Source organism: Polynucleobacter sp. TSB-Sco08W16, from assembly GCF_018687455.1.
Classification (GTDB): Bacteria; Pseudomonadota; Gammaproteobacteria; order Burkholderiales; family Burkholderiaceae; genus Polynucleobacter.
In genome coordinates, this window is the sequence record NZ_CP061291.1 from 1,454,875 (window position 1) to 1,473,759 (window position 18,885).

The window sequence follows — 18,885 nt, forward strand, 5'->3', positions numbered from 1 at the left end:
GCTATGACAACATTTCCCCTAAAGGCGGATAACCCATTGCTACTTGAAGAGAAATATACATTTCTTCAAACTGCATCCAAAACCAATACCGCAGGTACGATCATAGGTCCGCTGCTTACAGGGATATTGATCTTTCAGGAGGCGCACTTAACCGCTCTCATCATTTGGCTTACAACCATGACTATTTGTGTGTCATTCAGGGCATACATGGTTTTTGTGAAAAACAAAGAGCGCGGACTATCGACCCAAAAGAAAATTACTAACTTAACCATTGGGGTGTTTTCGGTAACAATGTGCTGGGGTCTTGGCTGGCTGATTGTGGTTCCAACCATACCATTCAATCTCCAATGCCTCTACCTCTTGATGAGCTGTACTGCTGTGTTTGTGGGTCTATATGGCTACTCCATCCATCGACCTATATTCCTCTGTTTTGCATTGCCCATCTTCATCTGCCAATTCACTATTTCGCTGATCCCCCCGTTAATCTTTCCTTGGCCCATTTTGCTTGGGGAGTTTGCATTCTCTATCTATACCATCAAGATGGCTTCTTACTTTTCAGACTCTTGGATTCGAACAGTAAGCCTCCAAATTCAGAACCAAATGCTCAATCAAGATTTGGAGATAGAGCGAAATGCTGCAATCTCGGCTAATACTGCTAAATCTAAATTTATCGCCACTGCCAGCCATGACCTCAGGCAACCCTTACATGCCGTCAATATTTACCTAGATCTATTTGAGCCGCAAACACTAAATCCCAAAGATCGAATCAACTTCTTCCAAATCAGAAAAAGTATTCAATCTCTTAACTCGATGTTCAATTCTCTGCTTGATCTCAGTAAATTAGATGCTGGATCAGCAGATCAAATACAAAAACCATTTGAACTGATTGAGCTAGTAAGTAGCCTCTCAAGGACCTATACCCCGATTGCTTCAAGCAAGGACCTAGTTCTTCATTTTGAATTTTCTAACATTGAAGTGAATGGAGATATTGTTGTTCTTCAGCAATTGCTTGGTAATCTCATGTCAAATGCAATCCAGTACACCACAACAGGCTCCATCTTGGCAGAATTTTCTATCAAACAAGATTGTCTGCACATTCATATTGAAGATACTGGATGTGGAATTGATAATTTATCTCTAGAAAAAATCTTTGATGAATTTTTTAGAGTAGATAGCACTCGTAATATGCACGATGGCCTAGGCTTAGGCCTCTCAATCGTCAGAAGGCTTTGTAAGCTGTCAGATATTGAATTATCTGTAGAGTCAGAAGTTGGTAAAGGCACTATTTTCAATATCCAAACCAAGTACAGCGCAAGATTACTTCCTGAAAATGAAAAAATGAGTGATAAAGATTTTTTGCACTCAAATTCTGGACGCCAAGAACTTCTCTTCACAACTAAGTCTATTGCCATATTCGAGGATGATCCCTCGATTTTTAGCGCCTATGAAAAGGCATTGGCACAAAATGGATTTCATGTCATCTCACTATCTGAAAATAGCACTGAGCTGGCTAATCAACTGGCAAATGTGAATCACATTGATTGCATTCTGAGTGACTATAGGCTAAAAAGCACGACTGGCGATCTCATCATTCAGCAATTAAGGGATAGTTTCGGCGTTGATATTCCAGCAATCATTATTACTGCCGATACCTCCCCAAAACATATTCAATTATTTAATGATCTCAATATCAAGGTCCTATATAAGCCAATTGGGTACACGCAAATCGTTGAGGCAATCAAGAAATTAATTTCTTAAGCTAATTCATTAAATAAAAATACATTAAAAAATGAAGAGAGAGACATGCAAAACAACATAAAACTTGTCGCACTAGTAATTGCAATCCTATGCTCTGGGCAAGCACTAGCGCAAACTACTAAAAATGCTTGGGAAGGCGCATATGGCCAACTTGGTCTGATTGGTTTTGAGAGCTATATACCGGTAGCTGCCAACGGCACAACAACCACACCATCTGGCCATGTCCTGCCTACTTTTACAACGGCCAATCATTCCAATGGTCCAGCTGCAAATATTGCGGCTGGCTATAACTTTGCAATCAATCAAACCTATCTCATTGGCATTGGTGCAGCCCTATATCCCGGTCACTCTCGATCGGCTTCTACAACTGCAACGAATGCTGGCGGTGTTGTCTCTGGAACCTATAACGTGAGCAATGTCTTCAGCATCTTTTTAACTCCATCCTACGCAATCGACCAAGAAAAACTTGGTTATATAAAAATTGGTTATACGGGAGCTACAGTGAATTCGAGCGCTTCAGGCAATGCAGCAGGTAACTTTCCTGAGCAAAAAACTCAAATGAGTGGCATGGTCTATGGACTCGGCTATAAGCAAATCATCTCCGGCTCCATTTATGGTTTTGCTGAAGCTAACTATGCTGTAGATAAAGCAAAACAAGTCACCGTCACAACCGATGATGGCTTAGTTGTTAATTCAACTGCTAAAGCATCAGGTTACGATGTGCTCTTTGGTATTGGCTATCGTTTCTAATGTGGGATTCAGTCTGCAAGCAGAATTAAATGACCTTAACGCTTATAGAAACTGAGTGTGACCTCGCCTAAATTAATGCCAAACTTACTCATCTGGGCTTTATTAATCATTACTTTAGGTGTCACCAAGTACATCCAGTCATCGAATTGAACATGATAGACGGTGCCATCCACAGGTAAAGCCAATGTATAAGCCCAATTGAGGGCATTACCTGCAGATGAACCATTTGCCTCACCCACTACGTCGTCTGCCTTTCCAATGTATTTACCTGGCGCGACTTCGGTCAACGTCCAAATACGTTTTTGCTTAGAGCCATCCGAATATTCAAAGCTTTCATCTAGAGTACCAATCTTCTTACCGTCAACTACTTTCCAGTTAGCTTGGATCAAGACGGTGAAGCGCTTTACAACAGCGCCACTTCGATCAGTGAAGATGCCATAAGCATCAATGTTTCCAGAAAAGTACTCGCTTAAATCCAGCGTTGGTTTTTCTTTAGCATACTGAGAGACCTGAGGTCCAGAGCAGCCAAATAAAAATACGGCAACAAACAAAGTGATCGTGAATTTAATAAAGTGATGTTTCATTAATTACAACTCTCTTGAAAAAGGGGTGGAGGACAACTTTGTCCTAGCAATTGCTCGCGTAACTTGGGTGCACTTGTTTTTGGATCGAGCCAAATACCAAAAAAGGCTTTAGGAAACTCTGCTCCTGCAATTTGAGCCAAAGGCTTACCTTCAAAATAAAAGGTAGTTCCCTGCTTCGGAGCATAAATGGCAGTGATATTTTGGCCAGGCTCTACATTCGGTAAGAAGGTTGCCAACTGCTTCCCCCAGCTCTGTGCCTGAGCTTCTGGTACTCCGAGTTTTTTCATTTCCTCAATCGTTCGATTGGCGATAGCGTTACCAGAAAAAGATTTTTGATACCGTAGATCAAGGGCAAATTCTGAAGAGTTGGAACTGGCACCTCGATAAAAGGACGCATCATAAACATGCAGACCCCACCACGTTAATTTTCCACTACCTTGTAGCTTAGCTGAATTTAATACTTGATCGATATGAGATGCATCACTAGCAATGGCGGAAGAGGTAAATAGGCAAGCCAAGATACAAAAACGAAGTAACATGCATTTTGCTGTCATGAAGTGCCCTGCTTTGTATTGGCCTTGACTAGGCGTAGTGCACCTGGCCCAAATATTTGTGAAATCGCATGACGATTTTTTGCAAAGAAGCGGTACCCAAATCGCAAAAAAGGTTGTAGAACTTTACGAGAAAATAACCAAGCCATAAAAGGCAGCTCCGCCCTGCGATAGGCTTCAGGAAAAACAGCGACACCGCTAATTAAAACGCCATCGGCATATTGACCATACATCGCCGCCAAAGCTTGTTCGCACGATACGCCTACGGCTGCTGGGTTGTACTGATCTGAGTTGATGTCTACAAAATCGAGCAGGCCGGCTTGATTGCGTCCTCCAAGAAACAAAATTTCTGCCTGGCATAAAGGACATGCGCCATCGTAAAACAGGGTCAGTTTTTGTAAGTCAGGGGCCATTGTGCAAGTTTAAGACTTATTCAATAAACTGGCTGATAGCACCACTAATTCAGAAATCCCCTTGAAACTACTTCCAACCCCCTTTCGCGCGCTCGTCATTGGAGCCTCTGGCACCATTGGAGATGCTTTTGTGGAACTTCTCACAAATCACCCTGCCTGCTCAGAGCTTACAGGCGTGCATCGACACTCTAAATACCCTCTTGATTACCTCAATCCCGATTCAATCGAGTCCTGTGCTGCAGAGCTTGCAGCAGAAGCACCCTATCAACTCATTATCAATACGATAGGGGTATTGCACAGCGAACACTGGATGCCTGAAAAAAGACTGGATGATCTCAATGCGGATCAATTAATAGATTTAATGAAAATTAATGCTATTGGACCGGCCCTTACTATTCGTCACTTTTCCAAGCTGTTAGATCCACAAAATAGCATCATGGTCACTCTTTCAGCCAAGGTCGGCAGCATAGAGGACAACCGTCTTGGCGGATGGTACAGCTATCGAGCCTCTAAAGCAGCGCTCAATATGCTCATTAAGACTGCGGCAATAGAGCTCACTCGCACTAAACCCAACGCGGCATTAATTGCTCTGCATCCTGGGACGGTTAACTCCAGACTCTCTAAACCTTTTAGAGGACAACAGATTGGCAGACCTGCAAATGAGGCCGTAGCTGATATGTTTCGAGTGATTGAAAATCTACAGAAAGAGGATACAGGCAGCTTCCTCTCTTACTCAGGTGAAAAATTACCTTGGTAGAGGCTATATTGATCTAAGCCTTACTCTTGGGAGCCTTCTTTCGACATGCATCCGAGCAGTATTTAACTGACTCCCAATTTTTTTCCCAAGACTTTCTCCAGGTCATTTCTTTTTTACAGACAATGCAAATCTTGCTTGGTAAGAAACTTTTATTTCCTTTAAAAGAGGTGCTCATCTTTAGAGATCATCCAAGCGATTCAACACATGCTCTGCATGAAGAACAATCGCTTGCTGATCGTCATCACTAATGCGCTTCAGATTTGCCGTCATGAGTCTGGTACGTGGGCTTGACTCAAACTGAGCACGATGCTTAATTAAAAAATTCCAATACAGGGTAGTAACAGGGCAAGCCGTTTCCCCAAAGCGGACATCGGGCTTGTATTTGCAAGAATCGCAATAATTACTCATACGCTTGATATAGGCACCGCTGGCGATATAGGGCTTACTAGTAAAGCGCCCGCCGTTAGCAAACAAAGCCATGCCAGCAGTATTTGGGAGCTCCACCCATTCAATCGCATCAACATAAATTGCCAAGTACCAATCACACACCTCTTTTGGAAGAATCTCCGCTAAGAGGGCAAAGTTACCAGTCACCATAAGGCGCTGAATGTGATGCGCATAGCCATATTGCAGAGTCTGACCGACTGCGTCTCTCATACAAGACATTTTTGTATTACCAGTCCAATACCATTTTGGCAAAGACCTCTGATGTTTGTAATAGTTATCTTGTGCCATCTGCGGCATATCTAGGTAGTACATACCTCGGACAAACTCACGCCATCCTAAGATTTGCCGGATAAAACCTTCAACCGTAGAAAGATCTAAAGAATATTTTTTCCAAGCGACAAGAACTGCAGCAATCACCTCACGAGGATTTAATAGCTTTAAATTCAGTGAGCTAGAGAGAATAGAATGCCAACCAAAAGGAGTATCAGTCCACATGGCATCTTGATAGATCCCAAAGTTTCGCAGGCGATACTCAATGAAATAATCTAAGGCTTCTAATGCCTGCTCACGATTCACTGGCCAAGAAAAGGCTTCTAAAGATCCAGGGTGTTTTGCATAAGCTTGATTTACGAATTCAATCACTTCTTGTGTCATTGCATCCGGCGCAAATAAGACTGGTGCCTCAATAATTCCCGGGCCCTTCTTGGGATATGGCTTACGATTATCTTGATCAAAATTCCATTGGCCGCCTTCTGGATTCCCATCTGCGTCAAGCAATATATTGTGAGTCTTGCGCATAAGGCGATAAAAGTACTCCAACCTCAGCTCTTTTTTGTCAGCAACCCAAGCAATAAACTCTTGATGAGAGCAAAAGAAATGGTCGTCTTCACGCATCTCAAGCTTAATCTTGAGTGTTGCAGCCATTTCTTCAATTTGCTGCTTTAAGCGCCACTCTCCAGGCTCCACACAAATGAGATGGGTAATGCCATCTTTAATCAGCTTTTCTTTTAAGACCTCTACGATGGGCAGAGATGAATTTTTAATATAGGCAAGGGGATACTTGAGGTTGCTTAAGGTTTGCGCAAAGTGGCGCATAGCCGATAAAAATAGTGCAATCTTTGCCTTATGTGTCCATACATACTGAGCCTCAGCTGCCGACTCAATCATGATGATTTCATCAGTCTGGAAATTAAAATTTCGTAGGGCGGCACCCTGTAAATCCAACTGATCCCCCAGAATCAGGATAAGTCTTTTGGAGGAGATCATTTGTTTTTATACTGCGTTGGACAATAGGCGCGATCGACCAACTTACTTCGAAGCGCAACATGCTTTGTTGCCCTTCCAGTGACCCTTTTTCGCCATAGCTCAAAGGAATTTCGCTTGAGCTCTTGGCGCATCAATTGAATCACTTGAGACTCAGATAGCCCAAATGATTTTTCAATTGCATCAAATGGGGTTCTATCTTCCCACGCCATTTCAATGAGGCGAGAAATATCAGATTCCGAGAGTAATTGAGATGAGGACTTTGGCACTACGCAAGTTTAAGACTTATTTACTAAACTCGCAGAGTGATCAGGAAAATATGCAAAAAATAGATATTCCAAAGCTAATTTAAGCTAGTCTTGAATGGCCTCATTCAGAACCCTATAAAATAGTGGTGAGACAAAAATTCGAAAGAAGCAAATGAGCCAAAACAATAAAGTCGCCCTCATCACTGGAGCTGGCGTTGGTATCGGTAGAGCAGCTGCTAAAGCCCTGTTACAGGGTGGCTATCAAGTCGTCCTGACTGGTCGCAATTTAGATAAGCTACAAAAAGCAATGAGTGACATTGGCGGTACGGCTGATAACTGCTTAGCAGTTGCCTGTGATGTTGGCAAACCAGATCAAGTCAAAAAACTGTTCGCTGCTATCAGGGAAAAGTTTGGTCGCATCGATGTGCTTTTTAATAATGCCGGTATTGGCGCTCCCGCAATTCCCATGGAAGATCTCACCTACGAACAGTGGATGGATGTAGTCAATGCCAATCTCTGTGGTGCATTCTTATGCTCACAAGAAGCTATTCGAATGATGAAAGCGCAATCTCCGCAAGGCGGAAGAATTATCAACAATGGCTCCATTTCTGCTCATGCACCAAGACCGATGTCTGCACCGTATACGGCAACGAAACATGCTATTAGTGGTCTCACTAAAACTATCTCTTTAGATGGGCGTCCATTCAATATTGCTTGCGGTCAAATCGATATTGGTAATGCTGCTACTGAAATGACAGAACGTATGGCCGCAGGCATTATGCAGGCCGATCAGTCCATTAAGGTTGAGCCTCGCATGGATGTAGACCATGTTGGTCAAGCCGTACTACATATGGCCCAACTACCTCTCGAGAGCAATATTCTTAATATGACCATCATGGCAACAAAAATGCCTTTTGTTGGTCGAGGCTAATCAAATGGGATGCGCTGCTTTAGCATTGCCTTCCCACCCGCCGATCGATTTGTAGAACCGCCATTCCCATCAAGATTGAATTTTGTATCTTTAGGGTCTGGCTTTTTCTTATCCACCTCCCCCGTAGTGCCTACTGACTGATTGGTTTTCTGGCTATGTTCTACGATTGGGTTTTTCTGTACGGAAAATACTCGTGCCTTATCAATCTCTGCCTGCGACTCATCCCCATACGACAAGAATGAATACATTACCGCAATAATGAAGAGGACTGATTTTGTCGTTTGAATACTAAACACAAGCGCTGTATTAACCTTCTTTAATAACCATTGAAGATTGAATAGCGGCTATATTGGCGGCGCCCATCTGCTGCATCGTAGACTGAAACTCAGTTTGCAGAATTTCCATGACGCGCTCCACTCCCGGCTGACCAAATGCACCTAAGCCCCACAAATAAGGACGGCCTACACAGACTGCATTCGCACCCAAGGCCATAGCCTTAAATACATCACTACCGCGACGCACGCCACTATCAAACAGAATAGGTACCTTGCCTTTGGCCACCTTTACCACTTCTGGCAAGCATTCAATTGAGCCACGCCCACCATCCTCACTCCTGCCACCATGATTCGAGACATGGATGCCATCTACCCCATATTTAAGGCAAAGCTTTGCATCTTCCTCAGTCAAAATTCCCTTGACGATAATTTTCATCTTAGTGGTATCGCGAACCTGCTTAATAAAATCCCAAGTCATATTTGATGAAGACATCTTCACACCAGTCATGTCGATACCATCGTAATTAGGCCTTTCTTGAGCACTGCCAAAACCATGGACATGACAGCCCGCACAATTTCTAGGATCTAGTTTTTTCAATCTTGCAAAAGTTTCTTGATTTCTACCGCCATTGCGATCAACCGTAATTTCCAATACGGGTGCACCCGCCTTTTCTACGCGTCGAATGACTTGCTTAGCCACCTCAGGACTTGAGGTTGCATATAACTGAAACCAAACCTCGCCTTGGCGTGCGGCAATTACCTCTTCAATAGTTGAGGCACCGGCATTAGATAGGATGTTTAAGAAGCCACCCGCCCTAGCTGCCCTTGCGACCGCTACCTCTCCCTCGGGGTCGTAAGCCTTATTCCCACCGGTGGGGGCAATAATGATGGGTGATTTCCACTTGGTTCCAAAGAGCGTAATAGAACTATCAATTTGACTTACATCTCGCAAACGTCTTGGACGCAATTGATATTTCAGAAATGAAGTGCGGTTTGCCCTTAGAGTGACTTCATCATCAATACCTGAGGCCATATAACCAAAGTGAGCTGGTGGCACTTTAGTAAAAGCCACTGGTTCAAAATCAAAAACATTAATGGCATCCTTTGGGCTAGAGATCAAGTCTAAAGGTGTATTTGGCGCCCAGACCATCGGATCAGGGCGCTTTGTAAAGTTTCGAATTAATTCCTTAGGGTCTTTTGCCTCTTGTGCAAAAAGATCTTGATTAGCACCCAGTGCAAATAGTGGGCTTGCTGCAAGCCACGTGAGCAATTGTCTACGTTGTTCGTCTCGATCTGCACTGTTGCTCATATCATCTCCATTTTGATATTTTTATGCCCATGAATTAAACCAACTCTAATACATTACTTCAAAGCCTCCAATACCGCCTTAGCCATTGAAGCGGTATTACCCTTACCATTAATGTCTCCTGTTCTAGCATTGGGATTTGCTAAAGCTAATGTAGTGGCGGCAGACATTGCCTTTGCCATTGCGACTGCCTCAGGAATATTACGGCTATGTCCAAGCCAATCAAATAACATACGAGTCGATTCAATCATGGAATACGGATTGGCAATACCTTTGCCGGCGATATCAGGAGCGGAACCATGGGTTGCTTGCGCCATCACCACATCGCCATCACCAATACACAAACCTGGCGCCATGCCCAAACCACCCACAAGACCTGCTGCCTCATCCGAGAGGATGTCGCCAAACATATTGGTGGTGACAACTACGTCAAAATTCTGAGGGTCTCGCACAAGGCGCATGGCCATGGTGTCCACAATGACGTCATCTACTAAAACATCTGGGTACTCAGATGCAAGCTTTTTACACTCTTCAACGAACATACCGCAACCCAGCTTGAAGACTGTATCTTTATGCACATAGGTCAAGTGTTTTTTGCGTTGACGTGCCAATTCAAAGGCAGCCTGCGCCACCCGACGACTACCGGTTCTAGTGATCACCCGCATCGATAAAGTCATCTCGTCACTTGGACGAAACTCTGCATTACCCACCAACATATTTCGGTCTGGCTGAAAGCCTTCATTATTTTCTCGCACAATGACCAAATCAATATCATCGCGTAAACACCCGATGTCTGGATATGAGCGGGTGGGCCTTACATTGGCAAATAGATTGAATTGCTTGCGCAAAATAGGATGTGGATTGATCGCATTAGCTTGCTTTGGATATGCGCGATGCCCAATAGGGCCTAAGATCCATCCATCCAAAGTGTGCAATGTTTCTAGGGTCTCTGGTGGCAGAGTGTGCCCATGAGTATCAAGCGCACGCCGACCGATGGGTAAAGGCACCCACTCAATATCGACCTGATGAAGCTTGGCTGCAGCCTTTGCAACTTCGACTGCGACAGGCACAATCTCATGCCCAATATCATCGCCTTCTAAAATACCTACTCGTAATTTTTTTGACATTACTTACTTTTCTGTTTATTGATCGCTAGCATATGATAGATCTTTATTTATAGGGCGTATTCATCAACCCCAACATGGTGCGCATACCCGATAAATAATTTCCCATACGGAGATTCTCATCGTATGCATGTTGATTGTTATCAGTATTAACGGTTGGCACAATAACAAAGGGTAAATCTAATGGACCAACAATTTCATGGGTTGGTACCGTGGCGCCAGATGCCCGAATGACGACTGGCTTAACACCCCCCACATCACTATAGGCGCTCAACTCAGCCGACTCAACCCATCTCCTTACGGGAGTATCAATAGGTTGACGTGCAGCTTCGGCTGGTAAACCTTCGGTAATTTTTACCAATAAAGGATATTGAGCCCGCTCAGCATCAGTTGGATCATGATCAATGATGTGAAAGCCTTGTTTCTCTATATGCTTTTTAATCAAAGCCGTTAAGTATTGAGCATTGGCTTCAGTTGTTGTTCTGATATCAATATCAGCAATCGCTTCTTTTGGAATGATGTTGGCAGCTTCTTGTCCAACACCTGCTGCAGATAATCCCCGAATATTGAGAGATGGGTACTGCAGCGAACGCTGGTAGTTCGAGGCAACCTGATCTGAGCTCGCAATACCTACACGTTTTTTTAGAGCTACTTCATCATCACCAACTGCATCAAGCACTTTTAAATCTTCTGGGCTTAGCTTAGTTATTGAGTAATACCCAGGGATGAGAACTTGCCCCTTCTCATTCTTCATCGTGGCTAATAGTCTTGCCAGATTAAAAGCGGGATTGGGAACATAGTTACCATAGTGGCCGCTATGCAGTGGAGCTTTAGGTCCATAGACTGTTAAGTTAATCCACTGCACTCCGCGATTACCAAAGATAGCCGTAGGCCTGCCACTAGGATGGCTAGCCATATCAAATATCACTAGCGCATCCGCCTTTAAAAATTCTTTATTCTGAATAACTGCCTGAGGAATGCCAGGAGAATTTACTTCTTCTTCGCTATCCAAGATAACCTTGATATTCATAGCAGGCTTTAGGCCTTTTGATTTCATGAGATCCATTGAAGCCAAGAACATCATGATCGGACCCTTATCATCCGCGGAGGATCTACCAAAGACCCGCAACTCAGGATCAAAATCTGGCCTCATCAATTCCTGCATATCTACTGTCTGCCACTTTCCATCCGCGCCTTTTTTCTTCAATACGGGTTGCCATGGACTCGCTTGACTCCATTGAGAAGGGATAACAGGTTGACCATCAAAGTGGATATAGAACAAAATAGTTTTTTTGCCAGGATCTGCAGGGAATTCGGCTAATACGAGCGGCTTTCCATTATTTGCAAACTGCTTAGTTGAGAATCCCCTCTTTTGAAAAAGTTTCTCAATCTGATCGGCGTTAACTTGGATATCCTTTGCGCTAGCAATGGAATCGTTAGGTAGAGTCAGTAAGTTTAAATACTCTGGAAAACTTTGAAGTGCTGCAGCCCGGATAGCTTGATCATTTATTCCCGCTGGCAGTTCTGCCTGGACATGTGTAATCCAAAAACACTGGAATAAGAAAAGCGCTATTGCCTTCAATTTATACATTTTGTCTCCCACTATTTTGCAGTCTTCTGCAGAAACTCTACACCATTCTTACTCGAGACCATCTCTTAGCTCAAGCAAAGCAATTAGAACTCAATCTAAGTAAATATTATTTTCTTTAACTATTTGTTCATACCTCTTTAACTCCGACTTAACGAAGTCAGCAAATTCAGCTTGTGAAGAAGGGCTAACTGAGACGCCTTTTGATTTAGCTAAATCGCGGAATTCTACTCCTTGAATAATCTGGTTAATTTCGAGATTCAGCTTCCTAACAACATTAGAAGGCGTATTGGCTGGAGCAAAGATTCCTTGCCACCCATCCGAATTAAATCCCGGGTACAGCTGGGCAATGGGTTGGACACTGGGTAGAACATCAACCACTTTAGGGCCGCCTATAGCAATTGCCTTTAATTTTCTAGCCTTAATCAACTCCAATGTGGCAGTTGTAGTATCAAAAGACATTTGTATATCGTTTGCCATTAATGCAGTCAACATTTGTCCTGAGCCCCTGTACTGCACATGAGTTACTTCGATGCCTGAAGCCCTTTGCAGCATGGCCATAGCTAAGTGAGGTCCAGAACCATTACCGTAGGAGCCGTAATTGAATTTCTTGGGATTCTTGCGAACATAATCAACCAGCTCATTTAAATTATTCGCCGGAAAATTCGGCGAGGTTACCAAAAGATAGCTAATAGAAAGTGTCTGAGCTATCGGAACAAGATCCTTCTCAGTGTTAAATGAAATCTTTTGCACAAAAGGATTAATGACAATCTGAGATGCTGTACTCAGAAGGGTGTAACCATCCGGACTAGCGTGTACCACCGCTTCTGCAGCAACCGTGCCTGCTGCCCCCACTCTGTTTTCGACAACAAATGCCTGTTTCAGTCTATCTTGTAGTTTTGAGCTAATGTTGCGGGTGTAAAGATCTACTGATGATCCAGCCGGATAGCCCACAATCACCTTGACCGTTCGATTGGGATATTCCTGAGAAAGACACGCACTTGAAAAAACAATTGCCAACATAAGGAATACATTTTTGAATGCCATTGAAGATTGCCTCCTTTAATTCACCTCAAGAACTGAATTTTTAGAATTTCCATACCATTCTTACGCCGCTATTAAATAGAGCATGTTTCAAACCTGCGCCCAAAAGGCCTTAATTTTTGGCGCCTCTACCTTTGCTCGTTCGTACCCCACTCTTAGAGCGCCTTCAATCTGTCTTGGATCTAGAAGATTAACTCCAGGAGGGGTTCCAGCAACAATCCAATGCACCTTTGTACCCGTTGCTTGAACGTCTTTAATATTTTGTGCAATCGGATGCGGAATGCTCGTCAATATCGCACCAGTAACACCATCGGTCAAAGTAATCACTAACGCCCTTTTGGATCCAGCCACAATATCCACATGCGCAGGATTGGAGCAGATACCGCCATCCATGACATAACGTTGACCTAATAGTGTTGGACCCCCAATACCGGGCAACGAACTGCTGGCTGCAGCACCATGTGCCAATGGAATATTATTTTTTCTAGCAACCGCTTGACCAATAATTAAACGCTCGCCTGAATAGCAATCAATCCCAGTTGTAAACATCCGAGCGGTAGGCCAATCTTTTTTACTATCGCCCGTCAAAAGTGCCGCTAATTTTTCAATATGGTCACTGTTGAGCGTGTTGTCAGCTGCTAAAGCTGCAGCCCCAATAATCTGGCGCGTTTTAATGCTGCCATCACTTGCACTCATATTGATTTGATCAGCTCGTTGCTGGCTAAGATTGGGGTTTGCTAATGGCGCCATCTTTGCAAAGATTTGCGGGAACTTGCCAAAGAAATCAAACTCAGCACGAAGGCGGCCGAACTCTCCCGACAAAAGTGAGGAGCCCATATAAGAGCCTGCCGATGTTCCTACAACCATCTCAGGAATATTGGCCATATCCAATCCTGCCTCATAAAGGCCATGAAAGAATCCGCAATACCAAGCAATGTAGTACTCACCCCCTCCACCAAGGACCATGGTCCGATCAAGACCTTTTGCCAATGGTGAAACTGTAGGCTGGGTTGCAATAGGCACCGCCATACCATCCTGAGCAAACAGCTTTTGGGAGATTTGATTTGCCTTGGCTTCTAGCTTAGCCTCAGAGTTGGTGTGAGCCTGAGCTGTTTGAATACTGAACCCCGAACCGCCAACTGCTGCTGCGGTACCTGCGACTGTAGTTTTCAGAAAATGACGGCGTGGTTGGTGAGTCATGACTGCCTTTCTTAATGAGCTTTGTTTTACATTACTTTACAAGCGAACTATGCCTGGCCCAATAAGACAAAACCCTCGCCATAAAGGATAGAGCCAGCAGTACTGCAAAGGCTGGTATAGCTGCCTTTCTATAGATAGATTGAATACTCTCAATCACAACTGTAGAGTTTAGGGAATAATGATGCAATGAGCGCTGATTCCCTGCTACCCACCAAGCTTCCCGTATGGCTTGAGCCCTTAAAGATTCCCGTCTTCCGAGCACTATGGTCGACCTGGCTGGTGGCCAATATATGTATGTACACCAATGATGTAGCAGCAGCCTGGATGATGACGTCCCTAACGACATCTGCAACCCTAATTGCTCTGGTTCAAACTGCCGCTAACTTACCGGTATTAATGTTTGGCCTTCCTAGCGGAGCGCTGGCAGATATCCTCAATAGAAAACACTTCTTAGTATTTACTCAGCTATGGCTTGCAATTAATGCAACCTTACTTTTTCTATCTGCCGTATTTAATCTCCTAGATCCAATATTCTTGCTATTACTCACTTTTATTAATGGTATTGGCTTAGCAATGCGCTGGCCAGTGTATGCCGCCATCGTTCCAGATTTAGTCCCTCGCGACACTTTGCATCTGGCACTTGGACTTAATTCCATCGCCATGAATGCCTCACGTATTCTTGGCCCACTCGTTGCCGGCCTCATCATTGCATCGGTAGGCACTGAATATGTATTTGCCTTAAATATGATTCTGTCATTAGCCATGACTGCGATTGTCTTGCGTTGGAAAAATCAGAGTTATATCTCCACCTTGCCAGGAGAGCGGTTCTTTGGTGCGATGCGAGTTGGCGCCCAATATATTCGCCAATCTAAGCCTATGCGATCGATTCTGATTCGATCATTTTTGTTTTATATGCAGTCGTCTAGTCTGCTGGCGCTATTACCAGTGATCGCAAAATCCCACTTTGGCGGAGATGCCAACACATTTACCTTGCTACTCTCTTGCCTTGGTTTTGGCGCCATCATTGTCGGCTCTCAACTGCAGTACTTGCGGGAGAAATTTACACCGCAGCAAATGGCAAGTTACGGAATCATTTTTCTCTCTATCAGCTCAGCTGGCGTAGTGCTCGCACCCAATCTTTGGTATGCAGCACCGATCATGATTGTGAGCGGCATGTCTTGGTTTAGTGTTGGCAATACCTTAAGCACCACCTCTCAACTCTCTCTACCAAATTGGATTAGGGCTCGTGGCATGTCTTTCTACCAAATGAGTCTGATGGGTGGAAGCGCGCTTGGTGCAGTTGTATGGGGAAAAATTACTAATTCAACTGATGTAACAACGGGCATAGTAGCAAGCGCCATTTTTGGCATCATCGCCCTATTATTAATACGCAAACACCGCATTCATGGTCATGAGGTGGAAGATCTCACACCAGTATGCCCAATAGAACGCCCACACCCCTCGAGAGATATTGATCTGGATGAGGGCCCAGTCATGATCTCAGTCGAATACCATATTCACAAAGAACAGGTGGAGCATTTCAGAAAATTGATGGCAAAGACTAGACGTTCGCGTCTAAAGCAAGGGGCGCTATCTTGGAGCCTCTTTGAGGATGCTGAGCATGCAGGAAAATTTTTAGAATATTTCGTATTTGAAACCTGGGCAGACTACTTAAGACGTTTTGATCGATTCACGGCTGATGACTTACTCATGCAAGAAGAGCGCCATCGCTTTCACATTGATTCAAGCCCACCCAAGCTGACTAGGCGTATTGCTACCCAATTGAAGCAATAGGCCCCAAGCGCTTAACTTGGGAGTTGCGCGGCCAGATCACAATTGTTGGTGGCGGGCTTACCAGCTAAGCGATCCTTAATCCATGGCAGATAAAAAGGCTTTGAGGCCCCAGGTGTAGTGAAGTGCGATTGATTGCCTGGCAATTCAACCCGATTCACATTACCGCCCATTTTGCACATCTGCTCTTGGTAGAGCTTACCCATGATTGGAGGATTGGTCGTATCTTTATTTCCCCAATAAATGACTACTGGTGCAATAGGCTTGATGGGGTTGACGCTACCATTAACCATGGTCTTGGTCCACTCCAAGGGATTATTGATTTGCGGTTTCAAGAGTGTTTTGTACTGTGTACCAAAGTTGAAATTTAGCGTGTCTGCAAAAGCATGCATACACTTATTACTAATAACCTCATCCAGAACTTTAGCGCCATCATCGGTAAAGATGTCCGTTAACTTTAATTTTGAATTAGCGGCCTGCACTCCCCACATGCTCATTGCCATGTGAGAAAAATCAAAGACATTACCAGTAAACATCTGAATCAATCCACTCAGAGACTTTTGCGCGCTAGCCTGATCGACTGTAGCTCCAGGCAACATGATGGCAATATCGTCAGGAGCCAGAGCCACGGAACCAACTAATTCAAGGTTGTCAGCAGCTGTACCCTTTTTCGAGAAATACTCTGGCATGCTCGCTGCTGCCACTGCTACGCCACCGCCTTGCGACCAACCATAGACAATGGTTTTCTTGCCGGCGCCAGTTTCTTTCATGAAGCTGGCCGCTCTAGCAGCATCAATCGTATCCATAGAGTTTGTGGAAGCGAGAGCGTATTGATGCCTTCCCCCACCACCCTGACCCTGATAGTCGGTTGCAACGACTACATAGCCTTCTTGAATAAATTCTTCAACAGCAGGGATTCCATAATCCGTCCAAGAGTTTCCGCCAATTAAAAAATATTCATTGAGCGGGACTACAGGGTCCAGAACCTGTGATGGGCCGCAATTTTGAGCAGCACCTGTTGTCCCATGCGCCCAAGTCATGATGGGCCTACCCTCTTTGGGTGCCACTCCTTTTGGGGCAACTACTAGGCCAGTGACAATTGTTTTCTTGCCACCAAAATCCGAAGAAATGTACGCAATCCTCCATGCCTGAGCACCCTTTACCGAGGTTTGAACAGACTCTTTCTTGATTACCTGACCCAATTGACCGCTTGGGGTCATGTTCTGGAGGGATGCATAGAATGGAGCAACAGGAGGATTAGCAAAAACAGTAGAAGAATTTGCTCCTACAAAGATACCCAGAATCAAAATGGAAATTAGTTTTTTCATGGCTTGCAATTAAGTTATTGAGATGGCCTGCTGATAACTATTACTATACCCAAACCGAAAATGCACATCAAATAAAGCATGCTATTCAATCGATGCTGGTTGGGTAGCTAATTATTGCAATTCCATACTGTAAAAGCAGCCTCAGGGCTCTGGGGACTAACAAGCACGATATATCGACCAGAAGACTCTTGAGCGACCAAGACTCCGTAATCATTTAAACCCTGAGAATTAGCAATCTTTTGAGCGACACCCCAAACCTGATCAAGATTTTGAACATACGCATGGGAATAGTCAGAAAATGTAGCGCGTGCATTTTTATCCAACCTGAGAATATGCACATGCAGTTGATTCTGTGATCGTTCTGATTTGGGATTGACTACCAATGCCAGTGATTCTGGCTCAATACGCTCCAGGCCGATGACCCAAGCAAATTGCCAGATATCCTCTTCTCGATTAGGATCCTCAATACCAGTGATGACATCACTAGGTATCGCCAGCCCATGAACAAAGCTAGCCGGACAACCGCACATCTTAATATCTCTGATTGCGGTATATTTTTTATTGAGCGCCCAAACTTCGTTGGTTTTCTTGCACTCTGAAATATTTCCACAGCCTGCATCCGCTCTTGGCAGCATACAGTTAGAGCAGTAATTAGTTTTGGATGGATCAACACACTGAGTGGCAATGTGCAAAAGAATATCGCTTCTAGCGACAGTAGCTGAGGCGCCTGGGTATGAAATTCCAAAGGCTAGGAATAAGGAAGCTAAAACTTTGATAGCCACTCGGCCACTCTTAACGATCAACTTTCCTCCAATAACTCCAAATCTAGCAAGAGTCCTGATTCGGCATCTGCCAACTCTGCATACTCTACCGCATTCATTTGATCATCGAAAGAAAGTTGGGCAAATCGCTCCGCCACTTCAAAGTTGTTTTCCCTGTAATTATCCAAGGCTAATAACTGATTCCAGGCCGCTTTTTGAAAATACTCCGCAGCCATTCTTCTAAAGTTAATGACCTTGTCATTTAAGTGTTGATCTGTCATGTTGATGCTCCTCCAATTTTGCATTGAACTCGACTGAAATGCTCTACCTTTCATGTGACATCTTTATGAATTTTTTCATCACTTTTTGTCATATTTAAGCTTGAGATAAAAGGCTCAAATATGACAATTTCACCTATTAAAATTTATCAAAAAATAATTTTGGAAGCGATAGACAAGTCACACTAAAACGCGAAGAATGCAATCTACTTATGGGAGATGTGGATCAATTCGGATTGCTACTGGTTGCGATTCGTTTGTTCCAACAGCCCATAGGTAACCATCTGATTGATATAGGGAGAGCTCTATGACTACCTTTACTACTGAAGATCGCGAGCTGGTTGAAAAAGAACCGATTCCTTTTTATGGCAATTGCCATTTAACCGATCCGACTTCAAAAAGCACGGATGCACTTCTGCATCCGATACTGAAGAAAATTAAAGTGGAATATCGAATCGATGATAGCAGCGAGGATTTAGAGGACTAGG

General features: G+C 44.0%; 21 protein-coding genes. 6 read left to right on the forward strand and 15 right to left on the reverse strand.

Annotated features, from left to right (window positions below):
* The first annotated feature begins 3 nt into the window (after positions 1 to 3).
* Positions 4 to 1,758, forward strand: a complete 1,755-nt coding sequence (locus FD961_RS07275; RefSeq protein WP_215393279.1) for a hybrid sensor histidine kinase/response regulator — start codon at positions 4 to 6, stop codon at positions 1,756 to 1,758.
* A 45-nt stretch (positions 1,759 to 1,803) separates the two neighbouring features.
* On the forward strand, positions 1,804 to 2,508 hold the full coding sequence (locus FD961_RS07280; protein ID WP_215393280.1) for an outer membrane protein: 705 nt from the start codon (positions 1,804 to 1,806) through the stop codon (positions 2,506 to 2,508).
* A gap of 35 nt (positions 2,509 to 2,543) precedes the next feature.
* On the opposite strand, the gene FD961_RS07285 is transcribed toward FD961_RS07280, so the two are convergent.
* Genes FD961_RS07285 through FD961_RS07295 form a run of 3 tightly spaced genes read right to left on the reverse strand, consistent with a single transcriptional unit; the run spans position 2,544 to position 4,056 of the window.
* Positions 2,544 to 3,092: a DUF3833 domain-containing protein gene (locus FD961_RS07285; protein ID WP_071465209.1), complete on the reverse strand. Its 549-nt coding sequence runs from the start codon at positions 3,090 to 3,092 to the stop codon at positions 2,544 to 2,546.
* On the reverse strand, positions 3,092 to 3,631 hold the full coding sequence (locus tag FD961_RS07290; RefSeq protein ID WP_251371249.1) for a chalcone isomerase family protein: 540 nt from the start codon (positions 3,629 to 3,631) through the stop codon (positions 3,092 to 3,094). The genes FD961_RS07285 and FD961_RS07290 overlap by 1 nt, the downstream gene beginning before the upstream one ends.
* 11 nt (positions 3,632 to 3,642) lie before the next feature.
* Entirely contained in the window at positions 3,643 to 4,056 is a 414-nt protein-coding gene (locus FD961_RS07295) for a thiol-disulfide oxidoreductase DCC family protein (protein ID WP_215393282.1), read from the reverse strand.
* A 61-nt stretch (positions 4,057 to 4,117) separates the two neighbouring features.
* Between FD961_RS07295 and FD961_RS07300 the strand changes: the two genes are divergently transcribed.
* A complete protein-coding gene (locus tag FD961_RS07300; RefSeq protein WP_215393283.1) occupies positions 4,118 to 4,813 on the forward strand; it encodes an SDR family NAD(P)-dependent oxidoreductase in 696 nt (231 codons plus the stop codon).
* A 13-nt stretch (positions 4,814 to 4,826) separates the two neighbouring features.
* Here FD961_RS07300 and FD961_RS07305 read toward each other — a convergent pair whose 3' ends face one another.
* Genes FD961_RS07305 through FD961_RS07315 form a run of 3 tightly spaced genes read right to left on the reverse strand, consistent with a single transcriptional unit; the run spans position 4,827 to position 6,792 of the window.
* A complete protein-coding gene (locus FD961_RS07305; RefSeq protein WP_083393467.1) occupies positions 4,827 to 4,988 on the reverse strand; it encodes a DUF2256 domain-containing protein in 162 nt (53 codons plus the stop codon).
* Positions 4,989 to 4,990: 2 nt separating this feature from the next.
* Positions 4,991 to 6,526 carry a cryptochrome/photolyase family protein gene (locus FD961_RS07310; RefSeq protein ID WP_215393284.1) on the reverse strand — a complete coding sequence of 512 codons (1,536 nt, stop codon included), beginning with the start codon at positions 6,524 to 6,526 and terminating at the stop codon, positions 4,991 to 4,993.
* The gene (locus FD961_RS07315; RefSeq protein WP_215393285.1) at positions 6,523 to 6,792 is read right to left on the reverse strand and encodes a TIGR03643 family protein; all 270 of its coding nucleotides are present in this window, start codon (positions 6,790 to 6,792) and stop codon (positions 6,523 to 6,525) included. The genes FD961_RS07310 and FD961_RS07315 overlap by 4 nt, the downstream gene beginning before the upstream one ends.
* A gap of 151 nt (positions 6,793 to 6,943) precedes the next feature.
* On the opposite strand from FD961_RS07315, the gene FD961_RS07320 reads away from it, so the two are divergent.
* A complete protein-coding gene (locus FD961_RS07320) occupies positions 6,944 to 7,702 on the forward strand; it encodes an SDR family oxidoreductase (RefSeq protein ID WP_215393286.1) in 759 nt (252 codons plus the stop codon).
* On the opposite strand, the gene FD961_RS07325 is transcribed toward FD961_RS07320, so the two are convergent.
* The 6 genes from FD961_RS07325 to FD961_RS07350 all read right to left on the reverse strand — a co-directional run bounded on the left by FD961_RS07325 (position 7,699) and on the right by FD961_RS07350 (position 14,239).
* A complete protein-coding gene (locus tag FD961_RS07325) occupies positions 7,699 to 7,998 on the reverse strand; it encodes a hypothetical protein (protein WP_215393287.1) in 300 nt (99 codons plus the stop codon). The genes FD961_RS07320 and FD961_RS07325 overlap by 4 nt on opposite strands.
* A gap of 10 nt (positions 7,999 to 8,008) precedes the next feature.
* Positions 8,009 to 9,286, reverse strand: a complete 1,278-nt coding sequence (locus FD961_RS07330; RefSeq protein ID WP_215393288.1) for an alpha-hydroxy acid oxidase — start codon at positions 9,284 to 9,286, stop codon at positions 8,009 to 8,011.
* A gap of 53 nt (positions 9,287 to 9,339) precedes the next feature.
* Positions 9,340 to 10,410: an isocitrate/isopropylmalate dehydrogenase family protein gene (locus FD961_RS07335; RefSeq protein WP_215393289.1), complete on the reverse strand. Its 1,071-nt coding sequence runs from the start codon at positions 10,408 to 10,410 to the stop codon at positions 9,340 to 9,342.
* Positions 10,411 to 10,453: 43 nt separating this feature from the next.
* Positions 10,454 to 11,998, reverse strand: coding sequence for a M20/M25/M40 family metallo-hydrolase (locus tag FD961_RS07340; RefSeq protein ID WP_215393290.1), 1,545 nt, complete (start codon positions 11,996 to 11,998; stop codon positions 10,454 to 10,456).
* A gap of 90 nt (positions 11,999 to 12,088) precedes the next feature.
* Positions 12,089 to 13,042, reverse strand: coding sequence for a tripartite tricarboxylate transporter substrate binding protein (locus FD961_RS07345; RefSeq protein ID WP_215393291.1), 954 nt, complete (start codon positions 13,040 to 13,042; stop codon positions 12,089 to 12,091).
* An 87-nt stretch (positions 13,043 to 13,129) separates the two neighbouring features.
* Positions 13,130 to 14,239, reverse strand: a complete 1,110-nt coding sequence (locus FD961_RS07350; RefSeq protein WP_215393292.1) for a patatin-like phospholipase family protein — start codon at positions 14,237 to 14,239, stop codon at positions 13,130 to 13,132.
* 186 nt (positions 14,240 to 14,425) lie between these two features.
* Between FD961_RS07350 and FD961_RS07355 the strand changes: the two genes are divergently transcribed.
* Positions 14,426 to 16,033 carry an MFS transporter gene (locus FD961_RS07355; RefSeq protein WP_071465197.1) on the forward strand — a complete coding sequence of 536 codons (1,608 nt, stop codon included), beginning with the start codon at positions 14,426 to 14,428 and terminating at the stop codon, positions 16,031 to 16,033.
* An 11-nt stretch (positions 16,034 to 16,044) separates the two neighbouring features.
* Here FD961_RS07355 and FD961_RS07360 read toward each other — a convergent pair whose 3' ends face one another.
* From FD961_RS07360 to FD961_RS07370, 3 genes are all read right to left on the reverse strand, one after another.
* Positions 16,045 to 17,358, reverse strand: a complete 1,314-nt coding sequence (locus FD961_RS07360) for an alpha/beta fold hydrolase (protein WP_215393293.1) — start codon at positions 17,356 to 17,358, stop codon at positions 16,045 to 16,047.
* A 107-nt stretch (positions 17,359 to 17,465) separates the two neighbouring features.
* Positions 17,466 to 18,140, reverse strand: a complete 675-nt coding sequence (locus FD961_RS07365) for a CDP-diacylglycerol diphosphatase (protein WP_215393294.1) — start codon at positions 18,138 to 18,140, stop codon at positions 17,466 to 17,468.
* A gap of 17 nt (positions 18,141 to 18,157) precedes the next feature.
* Entirely contained in the window at positions 18,158 to 18,400 is a 243-nt protein-coding gene (locus tag FD961_RS07370) for a hypothetical protein (protein WP_215393295.1), read from the reverse strand.
* A gap of 304 nt (positions 18,401 to 18,704) precedes the next feature.
* On the opposite strand from FD961_RS07370, the gene FD961_RS07375 reads away from it, so the two are divergent.
* A complete protein-coding gene (locus tag FD961_RS07375; protein WP_215393296.1) occupies positions 18,705 to 18,884 on the forward strand; it encodes a hypothetical protein in 180 nt (59 codons plus the stop codon).
* The last annotated feature ends 1 nt before the right edge of the window (position 18,885 follow it).